Below are 22,558 nucleotides of genomic sequence, written 5' to 3'. Positions count from 1 at the left end.
ATGTCAGATTTAGCATTAGAACCGATGCATAACGCACCGAATCGCCCATCCGTATTGTCTCTGGCGATTAAGGAAAAGGCCGCGTTATTTGCTGCTTACATGCCGTTTCTGAAGAACGGCGGTATTTTTGTTCCTACCAATAAGGCGTACCGTCTCGGTGATGAAATTTACCTGATCCTGACTTTGCTCGATGACCCTGCAAAATACCCGATTGCAGGTAAGGTGGCGTGGGTGACACCGGCCGGTGCCGGCAATAATAAATCTCAGGGCATCGGTGTTCACTTTCCGAGCGACGAAAGCGGAACAAGAATACGCTTGCGTATCGAAGATGCGCTGGGTGCTGCTATACGTTCCAGTCGGCCTACACACACAATTTAGAGTATCATGCCGGATCATTTTTCATACAGAGTCGCCAATTTTGACGATTTACCAGCGATTGTCGCTATTTATAATTCGACGATTGCCTCCCGCCAGGTGACGGCCGATACAGAACCTGTGACAGTAGAATCGCGACATCAATGGTTTTACGATCACACGCCGGAGCGCCGGCCTTTGTGGGTCAGCGAGCAGGATGGTCAAATTACCGGCTGGTTGTCGTTTTCTAATTTTTACGGTCGTCCCGCATATGCAGGAACCGCGGAATTATCGATTTACCTGCATGAAAATGCGCGGGGTAAAGGTCTGGGAAAACACTTTCTGCGTCTGGCGATCGGGCACGCACCGGCAATCAATGTCCATACGCTATTAGGATTTATTTTTGGTCACAATACGCCTAGTCTGAAATTGTTTGAAAATTTCGGATTTGGAACCTGGGCTCATATGCCACGTGTTGCCACTCTGGATGGGATAGAGCGCGATCTGATTATTGTCGGCAAGCGCGTAGCCTGACATCCCCGTTATCCCTGCTCAATGGCTTGGTTATTATGGCAATCTGCGCAGGCAGGTTGCCTTTCATTTTTTATAGGAATTCAATTCATGCTCAGTTATCGTCACGGCTTTCATGCTGGCAATCATGCCGACGTACTTAAGCACCTGGTCTTAATTCAGTTGCTGCAATACATGAATCAGAAAGACGCAGCATATACATATATCGATACCCATTCCGGCGCAGGCTTGTATGCACTGGACAGTGGTTATGCCATGAAAAATGCTGAATATGAGACCGGTATTGCGCCTTTGTGGGATAAAAAGGATCTGCCGCCAGCACTGGCTGAATACATGGCGCTCATCAAAGATCTGAATCCCAGCGGCAAAATGCGTTATTACCCAGGGTCGCCGTATTGTGCGGATAAGGTCATGCGTGAGCAAGACCGATTGCGCTTATTCGAGTTACATCCGAGTGAAATCAAGATCCTCAGTGAAAACTTCCGTAAGCTCGATGCGCATGCTGCCGAACAGGGACGACGCCCAACGGTACGTGGTAAGCGGGTTATCATTTCTGATGGTGATGGTTTTGAAAGTATGAAAGCCTTGTTGCCGCCACCTTCGCGCCGTGGATTGGTGCTGATTGATCCACCGTATGAGGTGAAAGACGATTATCGCCGCGTTAAAGTAGCGCTGGAAGATGCCCTGAAACGCTTCCCGACAGGAACTTATGCGGTATGGTATCCAGCATTACAGCGTCAGGAGTCGCGGCAACTGCCGGAAAAATTGAAGCGGCTGGCGGCCAAAGATTGGTTGAATGTGACGTTGTCTATCAGTGGGCCGTCGCCTGACGGATTTGGTTTGCATAGCAGCGGTATGTTTATTCTGAATCCGCCCTGGACCTTGATGGCAACTCTGAAAGAAACGATGCCGTATCTGGTTGCCGCATTAGGACGTGATAAAGAAGCCCGTTTTGAACTGGAAAGTGGCGCTCCGTTGACGGGGATGAGCGCAAAAGCGCAACGACCGCAACGTGGTTGATGCAGGCGTAAGGAAAACCTGACGGTAGTTATTTGCACAGCAGTCATTATTCTTGCTTGTTTAATAAAAAGGGTGGCAGACATTGCGTGTCTGCCACCCTTTTTTTCGTTATAAGAAGCAGCTAATTTTTTCCATTTTTGCGCAGCGCAATATGCGGGAATGCCTTGCCAGAAAACAGTTTGTAATAAATAGAGGAAATTCTCTAAGAGCATATGTTGCTATGCAAAAAAAATAGTGATTGACGGATTAGTACGGTCGTACAAAAATCAGCTAAGAATAAAATTTAGAAAATGCAGTTAAAAACGAAGTAAACAACTTAGTAGTTCATCAGAGGAGAACAAATGTCAGCGTACCCTAAGAGTCCGGTCATGGGCCAAATGATGCAAAAGCCTATGCTTATCTCAAGTCTTATTGAGCATGCGGATCGGTATTTTGGACAAAGCGAGATCGTCTCTCGCCGCGTTGAAGGTGATATTCATCGCTACAACTACACCGAGTGCCATCGCCGCTCGAAAAAGCTGGCGAATGCTTTATCGAATTTTGGTGTCAACATCGGCGACAGAATCGCGACGCTGGCATGGAATGGTTATCGCCATCTCGAAGCGTATTACGCGGTATCCGGCTCGGGTGCAGTGCTGCATACCATCAATCCTCGTCTGCATCCTGAGCAAATCACTTACATCGTGAATCATGCTGAAGATCAGTATCTGATGTTCGACATCACGTTTTTACCGATAGTTAAAGCGATTGCGCCGCATTGTCCGACGGTAAAAGGTTTCATCATGATGTGCGGGCGTGAACACATGCCTGAAGACAGCGGGGTTCCGAATCTGTTGTGCTATGAAGAATTGATTGATGCGAATACAGATGATTTTGTCTGGCCATTATTTGACGAAAATTCGGCTTCCAGCCTGTGTTACACGTCGGGTACAACAGGGCATCCTAAAGGCGCTTTGTATTCACATCGTTCTACGATTTTGCATTCGTATGCATCGGCGATGCCGGATGGACTGAATGTGTCTGCAAGAGATTCTATCGTTCCTGTGGTTCCTATGTTCCATGTGAATGCATGGGGCTTGCCATATTCCGCACCATTAACCGGTGCGAAACTGGTTTTCCCTGGCCCCCATCTGGATGGCAAATCCTTATACGAGTTATTTGAGCAGGAAAAAGTGACTTTTTCCGCTGGTGTTCCGACGGTATGGTTAGGTTTGCTGAACTACGTGGAGCAAAATAAACTGACGTTCTCTACCTTCAGACGCACCGTTATTGGTGGCTCAGCCTGTCCTCCGGCGATGATGCACACGTTCCGGCACACCTATCACGTCGAAGTTGTGCATGCCTGGGGTATGACAGAGATGTCCCCACTGGGAACGGCTTGTTCCTTGCTGACTAAACATATGGCTCTGAGTGAGCCAGAAAAAGAAGCTGTGTTGACCAAACAGGGGCATGTGTTATACGGCGTGGATATGAAAATCGTCGGCGACGATGGCAAAGAGTTGCCTTGGGACGGTAAGACTTATGGCAACCTGCTGGTCAAAGGTCCGTGGATCATTAATTCGTACTTTAAAAATGAAGGCGGCGAAGCGCTGGAGGACGGCTGGTTCCCGACTGGCGACGTGGCGACGATCGACGCCGACGGTTTTATGCAGATTACCGACCGCAGCAAAGACGTGATCAAATCCGGTGGTGAATGGATAGGCACGATCGATCTGGAAAACGTGGCAGTTTCTCATCCAGCGGTGATGCAGGCAGCATGTATCGGAATTTTTCATCCTAAATGGGATGAACGTCCTTTACTGCTGGTAGTAAAAAAGGCAGGAGCCGAAGTAACGAAAGAAGAGCTCTTACAATTCTTTGAAGGTAAGGTCGCGAAATGGTGGCTGCCGGATGACGTCGCATTTATCGATGCATTGCCATTGGGTGCAACCGGTAAAATTTTGAAAAACAAACTGAGAGAACAATTTAAGGAGCACAAACTACCGACAGCATAAAAGATCAGATTGCATTACTTTGGCTGCCTCTTACATAAAACATTCCAATGAGGCAGCCAGCGCAAGACAAGTCAGCAGGGTAAAAAATTTCCATTCCTAAAAAACGGAGAGAGACAAATGAAATTCCCATTACGCGCATCTTTCGTCGCAGTTGCATTCGCTTTAACTTCACCAGTGTCGATGGCAGAGAATATCAAAATAGCCTACATCGACCCTTTATCTGGCCCGTTTGCACCGGTTGGCCAGAATATTCTGAATTCCTTTCAATACATCGCCGATAAGGCAAATGCTGAAAAATGGGCTGGCAATAATACGTTTGAAGTCGTTGGCTTTGACAATAAAGGCAGCCCACAAGAGTCACTGAATGTGCTGAAAACAGCGATTGATAAAGGTTTTCGTTATATCACGCAAGGGAATGGTTCTGGCGTTGGTCTGGCATTGCTGGATGCGGTCAATAAATACAATGAGCGCAACCCGGGTAAGGAAATCATTTACCTGAATCATGCCGCCGTCGATCCTGACATGACCAACAGTAAATGCAGCTACTGGCATTTCCGTTTCGATGCCAATTCCGACATGAAAATGGAAGCGTTGACGACTTATATGGCTGCCGATAAGACGGTGAAGAAGGTCTATATCATCGGTCAGAATTATTCTTTCGGTCATCAGGTCACACGGGCGGCCAAAGAATATCTGGCACGTAAGCGTCCGGATGTACAAATCGTGGGTGACGATCTTCATCCTATCGGACAGGTCAAGGATTTTTCTCCTTACATTGCCAAAATCAAAGCTTCAGGCGCAGATACCGTCATCACAGGAAACTGGGGCGCGGATCTCGCGTTGTTAGTCAAGGCTGCCAAAGATGCCGATCTGAAAGCGAACTTCTATACCTACTATGGTTCGACCACAGGTGTGCCGACAGCAATGGGCGCATCCGGTATTGACCACGTTAAATATGTCGCTTACTGGAATACGAATAATGAGACCTACGCCGGTAAAGATATCGTCGAGGGATTCAAAGCTAAATATAAAGACGACTATTACTCTCTGGCGACGTATTCCATCATTCAGGCGATGTCGCAAGCCGTAAAACAGGTGAAGAGTGCTGAGCCGGCGAAAATTGCTGCGGCTCTTGAAGGCGCGACCTTTAAAAGTCTCAATGGCGAAGTTGTAATGCGTAAGCTTGATCATCAGTTACAGCAACCTCTGTACATCGCGACTTGGGTAAAAACCAATGGTAAAGATGTAAAGTACGATCAGGAAAATACAGGGCTGGGCTGGAAAACAAATCAGAAAATTGATGCGTTTGTAGCCTCCCAGCCTTCGTCTTGCCAAATGAAGCGACCAGGTTAATTTTTTTAATCTGAAAAGAGAGTCATGCCACAATTGACTCTCTTTTTTTGTCACAAAATAGTACGATCGTTCATAAGATGTCGCTGAAAGGGATGTTGCTGTGGAATTTACCCTTATTACTTTGTTGAATGGGATCAGTTATGGACTGCTGTTGTTCATGCTGTCATCTGGCCTGACACTGATTTTCAGCATGATGGGTGTGCTCAATTTTGCGCATGCCAGTTTTTATATGCTGGGCGCCTATTTTGCCTACATGCTGAGCTCTAAATTTGGATTCTGGACGGCTTTTTTTATCGCGCCTTTGCTGGTCGGTGTGCTCGGCGCATTGGTGGAGCGTTATGGCTTACGTTCTGTCCATAAATACGGGCACATTCCCGAATTGCTGTTTACGTTCGGATTGTCGTATGTGATCGTGGAAGTCGTGCAGCTGATTTGGGGCCGATCCGTTGTTCCGTATGCGATTCCGGCATCACTGGATGGCCCGTTGTTTACGCTCTACACCACCACTTTCCCGATTTATCGCGGCTTCATGATGCTGGTCGCCTTACTCATGCTGCTATTTATTTATCTGCTACTCACCAGAACCCGGATTGGACTTGTGATTCAGGCGGCATTGACACATCCGGATGCAGTGGAAGCGCTTGGTCATAACGTACCCCGAGTCTTCATGCTGGTGTTCGGCGGTGGTTGTGCGCTCGCGGGTCTGGCCGGCGTTGTGGGCGGTAATGCGTTCGTGACCGAGCCCGGCATGGCAGCGACGCTCGGCAGCATCATTTTCGTCGTAGTCGTTGTCGGTGGAATGGGTTCGCTGGCGGGTGCGTTTGTCGCATCTTTGCTGATTGGCGTGTTGCAAACATTCGCTGTTGCACTTGATTATTCGCTGTCCACCTTACTGGCTAAGTTTGGTGTGCTGATCAGCGCAAGTTCTCCTTTGTATTCTTTGCTAAGTCTGACGATTGCGCAGATTGCCCCGGTGATGCCATATTTGTTACTGGTGTTGATTCTGATCTTCAGACCGCGCGGTTTGCTTGGCACACGTGAGGGATAAAAATAATGACAACTTTAAAATACAAACCCTTGAATTTAGGTCGCTGGCTGACCTGGAGCAGTTTTGCATTGATTCTGATCGTTGCTCCGCTGATTTTTCATGAAGGTGCTGCCTTATCTCTGCTGTCGCAGATGGGTACGCTGATGATCTTCGGTTTGTCTTTCAATATGCTGTTGGGGCAGGGCGGAATGCTGTCTTTTGGTCATGCAGTGTATTCTGGGTTGGGGGCTTTTTTTGCGGTTCATGCGATGAATATGATCGCAGAAGGCAGTCTGCCAATACCCGTTTCTATGATTCCACTGGTAGGTGGGATTGCAGGAATGGGGTTCGGAATTTTATTTGGCTACGTGACGACTAAAAAATCCGGCACCACTTTTTCCATGATCACGCTGGGGATGGTGGAACTGGTCTTTGCATGTTCTCTGATGTTTCCGAAATTTTTCGGAGGTGAGGGCGGAATCTCAACCAACAGAGTCATTGGTCAGGCCTTCATGGGCATCACTTATGGACCACAAATCCAGGTCTATTATCTGATCGCATTCTGGTTGTTCGTCAGTGCAGTCGCGATGTTTGCTTTTACGCAGACACCGCTGGGGCGCATGATTAATGCGGTTCGTGATAACCCTGAGCGTGCTGAGTTCGTCGGTTACGACACGCAATGGGTACGTTATCTGACTCTGATTCTGTCAGCGTTTTTTGCCGGTATTTCTGGTGGTTTGTCAGCGATCAATTTTGAAATCGTGACGGCTGAAAACGTCAGTGCCATTCGTTCCGGTGCGGTATTGCTGTTCACGTTTATCGGCGGCATAGGTTTTTTCTTTGGGCCTCTGATCGGTGCCATTCTTGGTGTGTTTTTAACGGTGATGCTGTCGGATTTCACAAAAGCCTGGCAATTGTATCTGGGGGTATTTTTCATCCTGATCGTGATGTACGCGCCGGGTGGTATTGCCAGCATCCTGATGATGAATCTGCGTCTGATGAAATTTTCCAAATTCGGCCGCGTCTGGCCCGTCTTGTGGAAACTGCTGGTCTCGGCTTTGATCGGTATCGCAGGTCTGGTGCTGGCTATAGAGATGCTGTATCAACTCTCACTCGAATCAACACAAAATCCGGTGATTTCCATTTTTGGTATGGCATTCAATTCTGCCGGCAACGGTTCGTGGGCAATTGCCTTGCTGACGTTGGCAGCAGGTATTGTCGGGTTTGTCCTGTTTAAAGCGCCTTTCCAAAAAGTATGGGGTGAGGTGAATACAGAAATAGAAGAAGCTATGCGGAGGGCGCAGGTATGAGTGGTTTTTCGCTGGAATTAAAAGACGTGCGGAAAAGTTTTGGCAGTGCTGAAATTATTCGTGGTGCAAATCTGCAGGTGCCAAAAGGGGAACGTTTTGCGATTATCGGCCCGAACGGGGCCGGAAAATCAACCTTGTTTAATCTGATTTCAGGACGATTCGGTATCAGTTCAGGCGATATTCTCCTGAATGGCAACAGCATACGGAATCTGAAGCCCTACGAAATTAATCGCAGTGGTTTGTCACGCAGTTTTCAGATTACGAATATTTTTCATCGGCTGACGGTCTTTGAGAATTTACGCTGTGCTGTGTTGTGGTCCTTGGGCTATAAATATTCGTTCTGGCAAAGACTGAACGGTCTGAAAGATGCGCAGGAACGTGCTGAGGATGTGCTGGAGCAAATCGGCTTGAAACGGCGACGCGATGTCACTGCGGGTTTGCTCACTTACGCAGAACAACGGGCACTGGAGATCGGCATTACGATTGCTGGCGGCGCAGACGTGATTTTGCTGGATGAACCAACTGCAGGGATGAGCCGGTCTGAGTCTGACGCTGCAGTTGAGCTCATCCGCAAGGTCACGGAGGGTAAAACTTTATTGATGGTCGAGCATGATATGAGCGTTGTTTTTGGTCTGGCCGATAAAATTGCCGTCGTGGTTTACGGCGAAGTAATTGCCTGTGATACGCCACAAAATATACGCAACAACCAGAAAGTCAAAGATGCTTATCTTGGTGGTCACGCGCCGACGGAGGAACACGCATGAGTGCGCTGCTTGAAATTAAAGATTTAAACGCGTTTTATGGCAAAAGTCATGTGCTGCATGGCGTTGATCTGCATGTCAATAATAGCGAGATTGTCAGCCTGCTCGGCCGCAACGGCGTAGGGCGTTCAACGACGGTCAAGGCAACGATGGGGCAAGTGCATGCAACTGGATCTGTCTTATTCAAAGGCGAGCAGATGATAGGCTTGAAAGCCTTTCAGATCGCGCACAAAGGCCTGGGCTACGTGCCGGAAAATCGCGATATTTTTCCGACGCTGACGGTAGAACAGAATCTGTTGCTAGGCGAAAAATCGAATACCAAAACGAAGCCACGCTGGGAAATGGAAGACATGTACCAGATGTTCCCACGCTTACGCGAAAGGCGGAATACCCTGGCAGGCGTGATGTCTGGCGGTGAACAACAAATGCTGACCTTGTGCCGGACGCTGATGGGCGACCCCGACCTGATCATGATTGATGAACCAACCGAAGGTCTGGCACCGAAGATCGTCGAGTTGGTTGCTGAATATCTGAAAGAGCTGAAAAACCGGGGAGTTTCAGTGTTGCTGGTCGAGCAGAAATTAGCGATTGCGCTGCAGATTTCGCAGCGGGTCTATGTCATGGGGCATGGCAGTATCGTGTTTGAAGGAACGCCCGAAGATTTGCTCGCCAACGACAAAATCAGGCAAGAATGGCTGGAGGTGTAAACGGTCTGTTGAAGCGTGGTAAAAGAAAATTACAAAAAATAACACGACCGTACTATTTTTAAGTTATAGTCAAGTTTGTGTGTGCTGAGTTTGAAATCGCCCACCAGATTTGATTTATTCAGAAAAACCAGTTCCATCGTATTTCAACCTTAGGAAGAGACATGAGCGCAGAATACAAAGTTGACGGCAGCATTGCCGTTATTACCTTGAACAATCCACCGGTCAATGGTCTGGGGCATGCAACCCGCCACGCGATCGTCGAAGGCATGAAGCAGGCGCAGAATAACGATGCCGTTAAAGCCATCATCATTACCGGCGCAGGCAAAGCGTTTTCCGGCGGCGCAGACATCAAAGAATTTAATTCTCCCAAAGCCTTTGCTGAGCCCAGCCTGCATACCGTAATCAGCGTCATTGAATCGTCAGACAAACCCGTGATTGCTGCGATACACAGCGTCGCGATGGGTGGTGGTCTGGAGTTGGCTTTGGGGTGCCACTATCGTGTCGCCAGCCCTGGCGCGCAGATTGCGCTGCCTGAAGTGAAGCTGGGCATTCTCCCAGGCGCAGGTGGGACACAACGTCTGCCACGTGTCGTCGGGCTGGAAATGGCCTTGAATATGATTGTTTCAGGCACTCCGGTTGCATCAGAAAAACTCGCGAAAACTGCGTTGTTCAATGAGATTGCCGAAGGCGATCTGATGACTGCCGCAACCGCATTTGCGAACAAAGTTGCAGATGTGCGTCCGCTACCTAAAGTACGCGACATCAAAATCGATTATCCGAACTACGAAGCTTTCCTGCAATTCTCCCGCAATACCGTACGCGCAATGTCAGGCCCATTCCCTGCGCCATTGAAATGCGTGGAAGCAGTTGCTGCTGCGGTAACCAAGAAGTTTGACGACGGTATTAAATTTGAGCGTGATTTATTCCTGGAACTGGTACAGACAACGGAATCAAAAGCATTGCGCCACGCTTTCTTCGGTGAGCGCGCTGCCAGCAAGCTGCCAGATGTACCTGATGACACGCCGACTCGTCCGGTGAAATCTGTCGCAGTGATCGGTGCCGGCACCATGGGCGGTGGTATTGCGATGAACTTTGCCAATGCAGGTATTCCGGTACAGATTCTTGAAATGAAACAGGAAGCGCTCGACAAAGGTTTGGCAACAATACGCAAAAACTACGAAAACACGCTGAAAAAAGGCAAGCTGACGCAAGAGAAATTTGAGCAGCGCGTTGCCCTGATTACCGGCACGTTGTCATATGAAGCGATCTCTCAGGCAGATATGGTGATCGAGGCGGTGTTCGAAGACATGGGCGTCAAAGAGCAAGTCTTTAAAAAGCTAGATGAGGTCATGAAGCCAGGTGCGATTCTGGCGTCGAATACATCGACGCTTGACGTTGACAAGATCGCGGATTTCACCAAACGTCCGCAAGACGTGGTCGGTACGCATTTCTTCAGCCCTGCTAACGTCATGAAATTGCTGGAAATCGTACGCGGTAAAAAAACGGCAAAAGATGTGCTGGCAACGGTGTTGGCGATTTCTAAAAAAATCAAGAAAACAGGCGTGGTTTCCGGTGTATGCGATGGCTTCATCGGTAATCGCATGATTGAGCAATACAGTCGCCAGGCAGGGTTCTTACTGGAAGAAGGCTGCACGCCGGAACAAGTCGATAAAGCCGTTGAAAAACTCGGTTTTGCAATGGGCCCTTTCCGCATGGGCGATCTGGCGGGGAACGATATCGGCTGGTATATCCGTAAACGTCGTTACGTGGAAAAACCACAAATCACGTATTCAAAAACTGCAGATCTGCTGTGTGAAATGGGACGTTTCGGTCAAAAAACCGGCGCTGGCTGGTATGACTACAAACCGGGCGATCGCAAGGCTTATCCATCTGCTGTGGTGAATGAGATGATCGTCAAGCACTCTGCTGATCTGGGCATAGAACGCCGCAAAATTTTCGATCAGGAAATCATTGAGCGCCTGATTTATTCGCTGGTGAATGAAGCGGCATACATCCTTGAAGAAGGCATCGCAACACGCGCTTCTGATATCGATATGGTGTATCTGACTGGCTACGGTTTCCCTCTGCATACCGGCGGCCCGATGTTCTACGCAGATACAGTCGGCTTGCCAAATGTGGTACGGGCGATGGAAAAATATGCTAAAGGTCGTCACGGTGATGCGTGGAAACCAGCGCCATTGCTGGCAAAATTGGCCGAAGATGGAAAAACGTTTAACTGAGATTGCTGTCAATCGACGCGGTAATCTAAGTTTGTATTAAAAACATATGAGTTCTTTAAAAAGCGCAACTTCCGGTTGCGCTTTTTTATTGCTTAAACTGAAACTACCCGATCTCGACCTGCCTGCTTTGCAGCATACAGGCGCTTATCTGCCTGATCTACTGCGATCGGAGCAGATTCCTGCTCTGGCTCCGCCATTGCAACTCCGATACTGACACTGATGTATCCGACTGGCTCAACATGAGACATTTTTATATTGCGCCGAATTTTTTCTGCAATGCTGACCGCATTTTCCTGATTTGTCTTTGGCAGAATAATCAGAAATTCTTCACCGCCGACCCGGCCTGCAAAATCAGTTTTACGCAGTGATGCCTGAATTTGATTGGCAACGTGTGTCAGAACTACATCCCCGGTGGCATGACCATATGTGTCATTCACTTTTTTGAAAAAATCGATATCTATCATCAGTACTGCATATTGCTCCTTACTGCGCGTCATGCGATCAAATTCATGGAGAAGTCGTTCGTTTGCTGCCAGACGATTAGGCAGTCCAGTCAGCGTATCGCGCCGGGCTAATTGCCTTAGCTCTTGATTTGCCGCTTCCAGCTTTGCCGTTCGCTCTGCCACGATTGACTGCAAATCTTTGTTGGCGTCCTCTAAAGCATGTTTGCGAGTTAGCAGTGTGGCAGCCATATCCTCCATTGCAGAATTTAATTCTTTCAGTTCCTTACTGTTGGCAGAAATATTGAACTGAATTTTATCGTCACCATCAGATACCTTCTTGGCTAATTTTGACAATTGAATAATTGGACGACTGATGTAGTCACCTAGCATCCATGCCAGCAAAACAAATACGACTGCGGCAGCTGCCACGCCGAGAGTGATACTTCTCTGGAGACTGTTCACTTCCGATATCACTTGGTCGCGTGGTTGTCTGACCATTACTTTCCAGTTCAGCGGCCACTTGTTACCCACAACAGGCTCACTGACAGAGGCGACGGTTGTCAGATAAAATTCATTCCCTCCCCAGTTATGAAAGCTTGATTCATCTGTTTTGTATTTTTTTGGTGCCACGGGCGCACCTGGAATTTTTTCCGGATGATCAGGATAAATAATTTCGTTATTGCTATTGACGATGAATATTTCAATTTTCCGTTTGTTTGCATCTTCAGGCATTACCTCTCTGATTGCTTCCGATGCCCAGCGCCAATGCGCGTGTGCTCCCAATATGGCGCGTAACTGTCCTTTTTCGTCGTATACAGGAGCGGCAAAATCAATAAAACGGATTGGCCATTCGTGAATTTTATTCCGGAGCAACTCTGCAAGCATTGCGGCCTCATGTAAGTCACCAACATAAGTTCCTTGTTGCGAATGCTGAAACCATGGACGGCTGCTTACATTCTGTCCGGTTAAATTATTGTTAGTTGCATGCAGTACCTTGCCTTTGATATCGACGAGCCCTATCCAGGAGTAATGCGCGTATGACTGATGGAGCCTGCTGAGACTGGCGTCAAAGTCGTTGCTATCTAAGGGCGCGCGCACGAATAGGGGAGTTTGTGCGAGCAATTCTACCTCGCGGCGACGTTCCCTCATATTTTTTGCCAGTATAGTTGCCGTTCCTCTGGCCAGCGCACGCAACATCATTCCGCGGTCGTTAATCAACTGCTCAGTATGAATTTTGGTGATATAAATATAGGTAGGGAAGCCCAGCAAAAAGACTAAGGTAATGAAGGAGCTTGCGATGATGGTATGTAAAGGAGGTGGTTTCAGTTTCACCAGAGTTTACCTTATCGTTTTGCCATAGTTGGCGGAGGAAAGTTTTTATTTGCGGCTCATCTTATTGATAATTTTGCGAAAAAGCAATTGAGCAAAACGGCAATCTTATGTCGCCGTATTGATATTCAATTTATTGAATTCCGTCTGATTTTATTTTTAGCCTCGTACAACGTTTGCTGAAAATCTTATTACCCGGTTCATTCACGCAAGCATTCATCTGGTGATAAAAGTCGGGTGGTATAATTGACGGTTAATTATTCATTTTTGCAAAAGGTTTTTCCGTGCTATCTACCGCAAATATCACCATGCAGTTTGGCCCTAAGCCGCTGTTTGAAAATATCTCAGTCAAATTTGGCGAGGGCAATCGTTACGGTCTTATTGGTGCCAACGGTTGTGGCAAATCGACATTCATGAAAATCCTCGGCGGTGATCTGGAGCAGTCTTCCGGCACTGTGATGCTGGATCAGAATGAACGTCTGGGTAAATTACGTCAGGATCAGTTTGCGTTTGAAGAGATGCGCGTTCTGGATGTTGTGATGATGGGGCACACAGAAATGTGGGCTGCAATGTCTGAGCGCGATGCGATCTATGCGAATCCCGACGCCACCGACGAAGACTACATGAAGGCGGCCGATCTGGAAGCCAAATTTGCCGAATACGATGGTTACACTGCAGAAGCCCGCGCAGGCGAGTTGTTGCTGGGCGTTGGCATTCCAACTGATCAGCATCAGGGCTTGATGAGTGCGATCGCTCCGGGCTGGAAGTTGCGCGTTTTGCTGGCACAGGCTTTGTTTTCTAATCCTGATATTTTGTTGCTCGATGAACCGACCAATAATCTGGATATCAACACCATCCGCTGGCTGGAAGATATTCTGAATCAGCGCAATTCAACCATGATCATCATTTCGCATGATCGCCATTTCCTGAATCAGGTCTGTACTCACATGGCAGATATGGACTATGGCACGTTGAAAATCTATCCTGGCAATTACGATGACTACATGCTGGCATCGTCGCAGGCACGTGCGCAGCAAATGGCCAACAATGCGAAGGCCAAGGAGAAAGTCGCTGAGTTGCAAGATTTCGTCCGTCGCTTCTCTGCCAATAAATCGAAGGCGCGCCAGGCTACTTCCCGTGCCAAGCAAATCGATAAAATTAAAATCGAAGAATTCAAACCATCCAGCCGTCAGAATCCTTTTGTACGTTTTGATGGCGAGAAAAAATTGCACCGTCTGGCTGTAGAAGTGCAAGGTCTGACCAAGGCATATGATCGCACACTGTTTAAGAATGTCGATCTGATGGTAGAAGCCGGTGAGCGCGTGGCGATTATCGGTGCCAATGGCATCGGTAAAACGACTTTATTGCGTTGCATTGGTGGCGACGATATTGCTGGTCTGCACGCGGATCGTGGCACTGTCAAATGGGCAGAAAATGCGAATGTCGGATACATGCCGCAAGATCCTACCGAAGAGTTCGCGTCAGATAAAAATCTGACGGACTGGATCGGCCAATGGACGCAAGAGGGCGACGATGATCAGGCTGTGCGCTCTATTCTTGGACGTCTTTTGTTCGGTGGCGACGATGTGAAGAAATCAGTGAAAGTTCTGTCCGGCGGTGAAAAAGGGCGAATGATGTACGGTAAGCTGATGTTGGGGCGTCACAATGTTTTGTTAATGGATGAACCGACGAATCACATGGATATGGAATCGATCGAGTCATTGAATATCGCATTGGAAAAATATGCGGGAACCCTGATTTTCGTTTCGCATGACCGGGAATTTGTATCGTCGCTGGCAACCCGTGTACTTGAGATCAAAGAAAATGAAATCATTGATTTCCAAGGTACCTACGAGGAATATCTGAGCAGTCAAGGGATTGAATAAACTACTGCTGTATCGCATGTGGTGCAAAAAAGCCGGGTTATCCCGGCTTTTTTACTGATTACTTTTGAGTGAAGTTGATTGCACTATCGCGTAATAGTGTATCGCTTTGGTGGACTTGTTCACCTTTGTATAGCAGATAATCCAGTCTGTCCCGCAAGCTGCGCGCCATTTCTCTGCCTTTTGATTTCATCACGGCTTCGAGATAGGGTTGGCGTAACTTTCTGAAATCGTCCAATGTGCCAGCGCGCTCAACTTTCATCTGTAGTGTGAATCCACGCAATCCGAGTACGCTTTTAATCGTTTCGTTGAAGAAGGTATAGACCTCACGAAATTGTTCGGATTCATTCATATCTTCAACCGCGACCTCGGTCGGCGGTGGTAAGTCGCTGACGAGATTAATTTCAGGCGCAGCAGTTACCAGGACTTCTCCGGCTTTGCTGACAGCGGTAATCAATTCCTGATCTAAAAGTTCCTGTACATTATTTTCATCAAACCCTAATGCGGATACTTTTTTCAATAAATCCGTAGCACTTTGTTTTCCATCTACCATGACCAGTAAAGTGCGAAGACGGTTTGCTAAATGATGTTTGCGGGTAGCGATTTCCTCGCGCCCTTTTTCTGTCTTATCGTAAATACTGTTCAACATATTGAGCATCGGCCCCAAATCATTTTTATGCCAGAAGTACTATCTGGAACTCAGCAAAAGCATACAACACACTTACCGTCGATGCTACAGGTATTCAAGGGCGCAACTGATAAAACACCCGACAATGTCAGATTTTGTGGATGGGGATGACAGGTTTAGAGTGTTGACTCAATTGTGTGGGGCGCGATGTTTCATCGCAACTATTACAAGATGAAGAACAAGAACTGGCACAGTTTTTCGCTGCATCTTCAAAGTGGCTCGCAAGCTTTGGATGGCGACCGCTCAGCTTGACCTGTATTTTTTTTCTGACAGACGCTGGCATCCATTTCAGCAAGAGATAGACCAACGCTGAAAATAACATCAGAAAAGTGATTGCCATTTGTAACATGATTAAGCCCCGGTAAAAAATAGCGCCAATCGATACGTAATAAAAGACGCAATATAGGCAAGGCCAAATAAATAGGCTGCCATCAATACAGGATATCGCAGGGTATTCGTTTCACGCCTCACCACACTCAAAGTCGCGATACATTGCGGTGCGAAGACATACCATGCCAATAAAGACAAGGCGGTCGGCAGACTCCAGGATTGTGCGATAAGTGGCTCCAGCATACTACTAAGCTCATCGCCGGATTGCGACAGGGCATAGACGGTGCCAAGTGCGGCAACGGCGACTTCACGCGCGGCAAGCCCAGGAACCAGCGCAATACAAATCTGCCAGTTAAATCCTATCGGTGCAAAAACGAATTCAAGCAGACGTCCGAGATGGCCAGCGATACTATAATAAATCGGCGGTTGCGTTGCATTTTCAGGTGCGCCAGGGAAGCTGCTGAGAAACCATAACAGGATCATTAACGCCAGAATGATGGTGCCGACGCGTGTGGTAAAGATTTTTACCCGCTCCCATAAACCCAATAATAAATTGCGTGTGTTCGGCAAGCGATAATCCGGCAATTCCAGCATGAGTGAATGCAACTCGGCTTTACCCCATTGATATTTAAAAAACAGGGCGACCAGCATCGCAGAAACAATACCGGCAATATATAAGGTAAACAAGACTAAACCTTGCAGACTCAGTATACCGAAGACTGTTTTTTCAGGAATAAAAGCTGCAATAATCAGAGCGTAGACGGGCAGCCGTGCCGAACACGTCATCAGGGGGGCGATCATGATAGTCACCAGACGATCACGCGGGTTTTGAATGGTGCGGGTCGCCATGATGCCAGGAATGGCGCAAGCAAAACTGGACAATAAGGGAATGAAAGCGCGACCAGACAAGCCTACTTTTCCCATAATTCTATCGAGCAGAAATGCTGCCCGTGGGAGATAGCCGGAGTCTTCCATCACGAGAATGAAGAAAAACAGAATGACAATCTGTGGCAAGAAAACTAAAACGCTACCTGCACCACCAATCACGCCTTTCACTAACAACTCTTGAAGCATTCCCGCAGGCAGGGTAGCTTCAACCAGGCTACCCAAACCTTCAATCGATGACTTAATCAAGTCCATTGGTAACTGCGCCCAGGCAAACACGGCCTGAAATACCAAGAACATGAGGCTGGCAAAAATCAGCGGGCCGAATACCGGATGTAATATCCATCGGTCTATGCGATAACTGAGTGGCGCATCTTCTTCGCCTGCATCTTTTACTTGCTGTACGGATGCTGCAATTAATGCATTCACGGCAAGTTGAATTTCTTCTGGTGATCGTGTTAATGCAGTCGCTGTGCGCGGAACGTTATCAGTCACACCTAATGATTGTGCAAGTATTTCCAGTTGACGAAGCAGGGCGTCAACACCTTCCGTCTCAACGGCAATCGTCTCAACAACGGGAATATTCAGCGCTGACGACAGTGCTTCGATATCAATATTAATCTGGCGTTTTTTTGCCAAATCCATCATGTTGACAGCGAGAATCAGTGGCAAGCCCAGGTCTTTAAGTTCAAAGGCAAGGCGCAGTCCCCGCTTGAGATTGGTTGCATCCACGACGCAAAGAATGGCATCAGGTAAAGCTTCGTTAGCGCGCTGACCTTTGACGACCTCTTCTGTAATTTTTTCATCGGGCGTGATCGCATTCAGACTGTAAGTGCCCGGAAGGTCAAGAATACTCCAGTGACGGCCATTTGGTGCTGTGAAGTGTCCTTCCTTGCGTTCTATCGTTACTCCAGCGTAATTGGCAACTTTTTGTCTTGCACCAGTCAGTCGGTTAAATAAAGCAGTTTTACCGCAGTTGGGGTTGCCGACTAAAGCAATGCGCTGTGGCTTAAGATGGTCAGTCATTACGCTACCTCCATTTTGCTGACGCCTATCAAGGCTGCCTCAAAATTCCGGAGGGCAAACGTCGATTCTCCAATACGAACCGCGATGGGTTCGCCGCCAAAGTAACCTTTATGCAATATTTTGATCTTCTCCCCATGAATGAATCCCAGTTCCTTCAAACGGCGGATGATATCTGTTGCCTGAATCAGATTGCTTTGGGCTGGCTGGAACAGATCAGTCACGATGGCGGCATCGCCAACGCGAAGATGATTCAGGGTGATCGGGGAGGGGGATACAGGCAAACTGCTCATGGCACCAGACGGTAATTGATGTGAAGTAACTCTAAATGATAATGAGAATATATATCAATATCGCAGTCTATTCAATCATTCTTCCTTGTTCTTCCTTGTATTGAAAGTGAGGCGATTGTTTTATTTGGTTAAATCGAATTAAATTATCCTCAGGTGATATTGGTCGTTTTAGCGATCCGGCTTGGTTGTCGGGATATCTTGCGTGAGCTGTTTCCTCTGGCTTTCAAATGCCGGACTCTCATTAAGGTTTTCGTTGGATCTAATATCATTTGCTCTTGTTTTGACGAGTTCCATTATCAACGTCTGTTTTTCATCTTCAACCTGTCTAGTTTTTATTTCAGATTGCTTCAGTTGCTCAGTCAGTACATCTTGTAATTTTGCGGAGACGGCAGCGGATGTCTGTAAGCGTTGTGATTCCAGTTGAGATGCTGACAGATCCTTTTTGAGACTGAGATTTTCCTGTTTTGTTTCTTGCAACAGAAACTCTGTCTGATAATGCTTTATCTGCAGCGCTTCCAGATCTTCTTTCCGCTTTTGTGCATTGTTGGCAATTTCAGCGTTAATTAATAGTAACTGCTGAATCTCTGCTTCTTGCTTTGTCTGAGCGCTTTCCAAAGTTTGATTGTTTTTTCTGATAAGCTGCAGATCGCTTTCCATTTGTGAAATGCGTGCCTCGTAAGCTCTTCTGTCATCTGCGCGTTGATTGGCTGTCGCGGTTTGAAAATGCTCAAACTGATGGCGCATTACCTCATTTTTCTGTTTTAACTCTTTGACTTCCTGATTTCTGTCGTCAAGCCGTAGCGTTAATCCTTCTTTTTCACTTTGCATGCCAGTGAATTTTAATTGGAGGGCTGAATATTTCTCCTCGATTGACTCCAGCACTTCCTGTGTTGCTGCTAGTTGTGTCTCAAGAGTGATTTTACTTGTGGTGAGGGACTCTATGAGGTCGCTGAGCGTTGCTTGCTGGGTTTTTGCTGCCTGAATCAATGTATCGTGCTCTGCGGTCAGCGCAGTCATCTTGCTCTCGCACTCACTTTGCAGCTGTGCGTAGACTCCACGCACCGCATTCAAGATGGATTCAGGCAGGCCGGAGTTGGCTGCCTGGGTCTCGTCCTGATGCTCCTCTTTCCATCGTTTAAGCATGGGGGTAATGGTACTTTTGCTCCCTGTGTCGCCCATCATCTTTCGCACATTATCTACGGTAGCGGCTTCCCCTTTGGCCGCGAGCTCAGTTGCAGCTCGTGCTACGTCAGAATAAAGAATGCCTGCTCTTGCCATCATTCACCTCAATATAAGATACTAAATTACGTAATACGTAATACGTAATATTACGATAAAAATTGATAGTATTAATTTTATTTTCTTCGAATTTTAAGTATTGATAATGTATATTATCGAATATCATATTTAGAATTAATCCTGTTTTTCCCGTTGCCTGTTACGAAATATGAATTCACTGCCAAAACCGAGCCAACTAAAAAATGAAACCTCTGAACCCGGCAGTAATAAGCGGGGAACTCTGGCGGAGGGCTCTCAAAATGGTGTTTTGGCTGCTTCTGCGCAGCAAATAGCCGCATTTCTCGCGGCGGCAACGTCTGACAATACCCGCCGTGCGTATCGCTCAGCCATCAGACATTTTTTGGAGTGGGGAGGGTTATTACCCGCCGATGAGGCTAGCCTGATTCGTTATATGGCAGAACATGCAGGAAAACTGAATCCTCGTACGCTATCTTTACGACTGACGGCCTTATCTCAATGGCATAAGCACCAGGGATTTCCTGATCCTTGCAGTTATCCTAACGTAAGAAAAATCCTGACTGGCATTACGCGAGTCCATGCAAAACCTAAAAAAAAGGCGAGGGCATTAGTTATCGAAGAGCTGGAGCGCATTGTGCTTTACCTCTCCGAACAGAGTGACATCAAAGCAATAAGGGACAGTGCTTTGCTGCAAATTGCCTTTTTCGGTGGTTTTCGTCGCTCTGAATTGGTAGGCTTGCGATGTGAAGATGTGAAATGGGAATCAGAGGGAATTACCCTGCTGCTGCCGCGATCAAAAACCGATCAGGCGGGGGAGGGAATTGCAAAAGCAATTCCTTATGGCGATAGCAGCTGTTGTCCTGCAACGGCATTAAAACGATGGCTCAGCATTTCGGGTGTTTATACCGGCGCAATCTTCAGGCGGATAGATCAGTGGAAGCATGTCGGCGAACAGGCTTTGCATGCGAACAGTGTGAATAAAATACTCACTGAATGTGCGGCAGCGGCGGGATTGGATTATGTCCCGGAATTCAGCAGTCATAGCTTGCGGCGCGGCATGGCTACCAGTGCTTACCGTGCCGGTGCAAGCTTCCGTGATATCAAACGGCAAGGCGGTTGGCGTTTCGACGGGACTGTTCAGGGATATATTGAGGATGCAGATCAATTCAAAGAAAACGCCATGCATAGCCTGTTGCGTCAAAAGAAATAAACTCAATGAAAAATCGTACATGCAATAGTAGTGTTCTGATCCGATGGCCAGGTGAGACATTGATGAATTTGTCGTGAATCATAGGAATTACCGAGATACTCGGATCATAGCAGCAACTCTTCTGCTATGATCATTAAGATGCTTTCTTGGTCTGGAAGGCAATTTTTCCGGTTGAACGATGCAAATAATTACAATGGTTTTGATTCTGCTGCTTGCTGTCACTGTGAGCGGCTTTATTGTCAGATTATCTCCTGTCGCATTGCCATTGCCACTGATTCAGATTGCAACCGGCGCCATTATTGCCTCGTTTTCCCCGTTTGACGTCTCGCTGGATCCAGCCATCTTTTTTCTGTTATTTATTCCCCCTTTATTATTTCTGGATGGTTGGCGCATACCGAAAGAGGCCTTTTTTCTCGATATGAAGCCCATACTGATGCTTGCCATCGGCCTGGTCATTTTTACTGTTGTTGGTATGGGGTTTCTGATCGATTGGCTGATTCCAGCAATTCCATTACCAGTAGCATTCGCTTTGGCAGCAATTTTGTCGCCAACTGATCCGGTTGCTGTTTCTGCAATAGCGTCCAAAACACCAATTCCACCGAGGCTGATGCACATTCTTGAAGGCGAATCACTATTAAATGATGCCTCTGGTCTTGTCTGTTTTCGTTTTGCTGTGTTGGCAGCGTTAACCGGGAGTTTTTCCCTCGCCAAGGCATCCTGGACTTTCATGCTGGTGGCTGGCGGTGGTGCTTTGATAGGAATTGTGCTGACCTACACCATTAATCTGGCGAATCGTTGGCTGATACGACAAACCGGAGAAGAGCCGGGCGTACAGATTATGATCAGCCTCTTGATCCCGTTCGCCGCTTATCTGACAGCTGAACATCTGAATGCTTCAGGAATTCTGGCCGCGGTAACAGCCGGGGTGACCATGCATTACTCTGATCTGACCGGACACACTTTAGCGGCAACCCGCATGCAACGGCGCACGGTATGGGATACCGTGCAAATGATATTAAATGGCATCATGTTTATGCTATTGGGTTTGCAGTTACCGCGGATACTCGAAAGCATAGAAGAAATTGCGATTGATACCGGTATCGCCAGCCTCGCACATTTATCCGCGTATATTGTGTGCATTACGTTTGCACTGACGACCTTGCGTTTAATCTGGGTTTGGGCTTCGCTTAAACTGACTTTATTTGGCAAAAAGGGAAATGTCGCAGATAAAAAATCTTTTCCCCGATTATTGCTGGTTACCGCATTTGCAGGTGTGCGTGGTGCCATTACACTGGCGGGTATCCTCACTTTACCATTGACGATGTTAGATGGCACCGATTTCCCGGCTCGTGATCTGGTGATTTTTCTCGCAATGGGCGTTATTTTGCTGTCGCTGATTGTCGCCAGCATTGCATTGCCTATTTTGGCTGCCGGCTTTGAGTTCTCCGAGCCTGTGGCTCAGATTAATAAAGAAACGGTTGCACGTAATGCTGCGGCATCTGCTGCGATCCGCCGGGTTGAAGATTTGTATCGTGGTATTTCCAATGATCAGCCTGAGAGCCTTGTGCAAATGGAGGCCGCAATGCACGTCATTGAGTTATACCGACGCCGTTTGGCGCACGGGTTGCGGCAGAATGGATCACAGTCACACCATATCCGGGAGTTAGATGTCGAACGACAGATGCGCATCGAAGCTTTACGTGCCGAGCGCGATCAACTATATCAATTACGTTTAAACAGACAGTTGGACGATGTGTTACATCGGCAGTTGGTACACGAAATTGATCTGATAGAAACGGCTCTGACCAAACAAAAACAGCACTAATGTAATACATCGGTACGAATTTTGGTTTAAGACGGCGCACAAAAAATCACTGACAATCAGTTTCTTCTCAAAAGAAAGGAATGGGTGACAAAAAA

At 47.4% G+C, this 22,558-nt stretch carries 18 protein-coding genes; 13 read left to right on the top strand and 5 right to left on the bottom strand.

Translation table 11 applies throughout. The features are described 5' to 3' along the window. The 10 genes from KDM87_RS06230 to KDM87_RS06185 all read left to right on the top strand — a co-directional run bounded on the left by KDM87_RS06230 (window position 1) and on the right by KDM87_RS06185 (window position 11,297). On the top strand, window positions 1–378 hold the full coding sequence (locus tag KDM87_RS06230; protein WP_212678267.1) for a PilZ domain-containing protein: 378 nt from the start codon (window positions 1–3) through the stop codon (window positions 376–378). A 6-nt stretch (window positions 379–384) separates the two neighbouring features. Next, window positions 385–888 (top strand): GNAT family N-acetyltransferase, encoded by a 504-nt coding sequence (locus KDM87_RS06225; RefSeq protein WP_212678266.1) that lies wholly within the window; start codon window positions 385–387, stop codon window positions 886–888. A gap of 87 nt (window positions 889–975) precedes the next feature. Then, entirely contained in the window at window positions 976–1,905 is a 930-nt protein-coding gene (locus tag KDM87_RS06220; RefSeq protein WP_212678265.1) for a 23S rRNA (adenine(2030)-N(6))-methyltransferase RlmJ, read from the top strand. 341 nt (window positions 1,906–2,246) lie between these two features. Then, window positions 2,247–3,899: a 3-(methylthio)propionyl-CoA ligase gene (locus tag KDM87_RS06215; RefSeq protein ID WP_212678264.1), complete on the top strand. Its 1,653-nt coding sequence runs from the start codon at window positions 2,247–2,249 to the stop codon at window positions 3,897–3,899. 117 nt (window positions 3,900–4,016) lie between these two features. Continuing rightward, window positions 4,017–5,252: a branched-chain amino acid ABC transporter substrate-binding protein gene (locus KDM87_RS06210; RefSeq protein WP_212678263.1), complete on the top strand. Its 1,236-nt coding sequence runs from the start codon at window positions 4,017–4,019 to the stop codon at window positions 5,250–5,252. Window positions 5,253–5,352: 100 nt separating this feature from the next. After that, window positions 5,353–6,300: a branched-chain amino acid ABC transporter permease gene (locus KDM87_RS06205; RefSeq protein ID WP_212678262.1), complete on the top strand. Its 948-nt coding sequence runs from the start codon at window positions 5,353–5,355 to the stop codon at window positions 6,298–6,300. 5 nt (window positions 6,301–6,305) lie between these two features. Next, the gene (locus KDM87_RS06200) at window positions 6,306–7,589 is read left to right on the top strand and encodes a branched-chain amino acid ABC transporter permease (RefSeq protein ID WP_212678261.1); all 1,284 of its coding nucleotides are present in this window, start codon (window positions 6,306–6,308) and stop codon (window positions 7,587–7,589) included. Beyond that, window positions 7,586–8,353 (top strand): ABC transporter ATP-binding protein, encoded by a 768-nt coding sequence (locus tag KDM87_RS06195; RefSeq protein WP_212678260.1) that lies wholly within the window; start codon window positions 7,586–7,588, stop codon window positions 8,351–8,353. The genes KDM87_RS06200 and KDM87_RS06195 overlap by 4 nt, the downstream gene beginning before the upstream one ends. Further along, window positions 8,350–9,057 carry an ABC transporter ATP-binding protein gene (locus KDM87_RS06190; RefSeq protein WP_212678259.1) on the top strand — a complete coding sequence of 236 codons (708 nt, stop codon included), beginning with the start codon at window positions 8,350–8,352 and terminating at the stop codon, window positions 9,055–9,057. The genes KDM87_RS06195 and KDM87_RS06190 overlap by 4 nt, the downstream gene beginning before the upstream one ends. A 161-nt stretch (window positions 9,058–9,218) precedes the next feature. Then, complete coding sequence (locus tag KDM87_RS06185; protein ID WP_212678258.1) at window positions 9,219–11,297, top strand: 3-hydroxyacyl-CoA dehydrogenase NAD-binding domain-containing protein; 2,079 nt, start codon at window positions 9,219–9,221, stop codon at window positions 11,295–11,297. A gap of 92 nt (window positions 11,298–11,389) precedes the next feature. Here KDM87_RS06185 and KDM87_RS06180 read toward each other — a convergent pair whose 3' ends face one another. After that, complete coding sequence (locus KDM87_RS06180; RefSeq protein WP_212678257.1) at window positions 11,390–13,072, bottom strand: diguanylate cyclase; 1,683 nt, start codon at window positions 13,070–13,072, stop codon at window positions 11,390–11,392. Between the two features lie 281 nt (window positions 13,073–13,353). Here KDM87_RS06180 and KDM87_RS06175 point away from each other — a divergent pair, with 281 nt between their 5' ends. Continuing rightward, window positions 13,354–14,955, top strand: coding sequence for an ABC-F family ATPase (locus KDM87_RS06175; RefSeq protein ID WP_212678256.1), 1,602 nt, complete (start codon window positions 13,354–13,356; stop codon window positions 14,953–14,955). Window positions 14,956–15,013: 58 nt separating this feature from the next. Here the strand turns inward: KDM87_RS06175 and KDM87_RS06170 are convergent, their stop codons facing one another. From KDM87_RS06170 to KDM87_RS06155, 4 genes are all read right to left on the bottom strand, one after another. Then, on the bottom strand, window positions 15,014–15,601 hold the full coding sequence (locus KDM87_RS06170; protein ID WP_212678255.1) for a hypothetical protein: 588 nt from the start codon (window positions 15,599–15,601) through the stop codon (window positions 15,014–15,016). A 390-nt stretch (window positions 15,602–15,991) separates the two neighbouring features. Beyond that, window positions 15,992–17,881, bottom strand: coding sequence for a ferrous iron transporter B (feoB, locus tag KDM87_RS06165; protein WP_212678254.1), 1,890 nt, complete (start codon window positions 17,879–17,881; stop codon window positions 15,992–15,994). After that, a complete protein-coding gene (locus KDM87_RS06160) occupies window positions 17,881–18,171 on the bottom strand; it encodes a FeoA family protein (RefSeq protein ID WP_212678253.1) in 291 nt (96 codons plus the stop codon). The genes feoB and KDM87_RS06160 overlap by 1 nt, the downstream gene beginning before the upstream one ends. A gap of 168 nt (window positions 18,172–18,339) precedes the next feature. Further along, on the bottom strand, window positions 18,340–19,452 hold the full coding sequence (locus KDM87_RS06155) for a DNA-binding protein (RefSeq protein WP_212678252.1): 1,113 nt from the start codon (window positions 19,450–19,452) through the stop codon (window positions 18,340–18,342). A gap of 166 nt (window positions 19,453–19,618) precedes the next feature. On the opposite strand from KDM87_RS06155, the gene KDM87_RS06150 reads away from it, so the two are divergent. Together KDM87_RS06150 and KDM87_RS06145 are read left to right on the top strand one after the other, a co-directional pair. Beyond that, the gene (locus KDM87_RS06150; protein ID WP_212678251.1) at window positions 19,619–20,638 is read left to right on the top strand and encodes a tyrosine-type recombinase/integrase; all 1,020 of its coding nucleotides are present in this window, start codon (window positions 19,619–19,621) and stop codon (window positions 20,636–20,638) included. A 178-nt stretch (window positions 20,639–20,816) separates the two neighbouring features. Then, window positions 20,817–22,463, top strand: a complete 1,647-nt coding sequence (locus tag KDM87_RS06145) for a Na+/H+ antiporter (protein WP_212678250.1) — start codon at window positions 20,817–20,819, stop codon at window positions 22,461–22,463. Window positions 22,464–22,558 lie beyond the last annotated feature (95 nt).

Source organism: Cognatundibacterium rivi (assembly GCF_018139565.1).
Taxonomy (GTDB): Bacteria; Pseudomonadota; Gammaproteobacteria; order Burkholderiales; family Burkholderiaceae_D; genus Undibacterium; species Undibacterium rivi.
The sequence above is the reverse complement of the archived record's forward strand: the minus strand, read 5'-3'. Positions and strand labels throughout refer to the sequence as shown.

Excerpts from the sequence above, each read along its gene's own strand:
- KDM87_RS06230 (WP_212678267.1), top strand. The coding sequence starts at position 1 with ATGTCAGATTTAGCATTAGAACCGATGCATAACGCACCGAATCGCCCA.
- KDM87_RS06225 (WP_212678266.1), top strand. The coding sequence starts at position 385 with ATGCCGGATCATTTTTCATACAGAGTCGCCAATTTTGACGATTTACCA.
- KDM87_RS06220 (WP_212678265.1), top strand. The coding sequence starts at position 976 with ATGCTCAGTTATCGTCACGGCTTTCATGCTGGCAATCATGCCGACGTA.
- KDM87_RS06215 (WP_212678264.1), top strand. The coding sequence starts at position 2,247 with ATGTCAGCGTACCCTAAGAGTCCGGTCATGGGCCAAATGATGCAAAAG.
- KDM87_RS06210 (WP_212678263.1), top strand. The coding sequence starts at position 4,017 with ATGAAATTCCCATTACGCGCATCTTTCGTCGCAGTTGCATTCGCTTTA.
- KDM87_RS06200 (WP_212678261.1), top strand. The coding sequence starts at position 6,306 with ATGACAACTTTAAAATACAAACCCTTGAATTTAGGTCGCTGGCTGACC.
- KDM87_RS06195 (WP_212678260.1), top strand. The coding sequence starts at position 7,586 with ATGAGTGGTTTTTCGCTGGAATTAAAAGACGTGCGGAAAAGTTTTGGC.
- KDM87_RS06190 (WP_212678259.1), top strand. The coding sequence starts at position 8,350 with ATGAGTGCGCTGCTTGAAATTAAAGATTTAAACGCGTTTTATGGCAAA.
- KDM87_RS06185 (WP_212678258.1), top strand. The coding sequence starts at position 9,219 with ATGAGCGCAGAATACAAAGTTGACGGCAGCATTGCCGTTATTACCTTG.
- KDM87_RS06170 (WP_212678255.1), bottom strand. The coding sequence starts at position 15,601 with ATGTTGAACAGTATTTACGATAAGACAGAAAAAGGGCGCGAGGAAATC.
- feoB (WP_212678254.1), bottom strand. The coding sequence starts at position 17,881 with ATGACTGACCATCTTAAGCCACAGCGCATTGCTTTAGTCGGCAACCCC.
- KDM87_RS06160 (WP_212678253.1), bottom strand. The coding sequence starts at position 18,171 with ATGAGCAGTTTGCCTGTATCCCCCTCCCCGATCACCCTGAATCATCTT.
- KDM87_RS06155 (WP_212678252.1), bottom strand. The coding sequence starts at position 19,452 with ATGATGGCAAGAGCAGGCATTCTTTATTCTGACGTAGCACGAGCTGCA.
- KDM87_RS06150 (WP_212678251.1), top strand. The coding sequence starts at position 19,619 with ATGAATTCACTGCCAAAACCGAGCCAACTAAAAAATGAAACCTCTGAA.
- KDM87_RS06145 (WP_212678250.1), top strand. The coding sequence starts at position 20,817 with ATGCAAATAATTACAATGGTTTTGATTCTGCTGCTTGCTGTCACTGTG.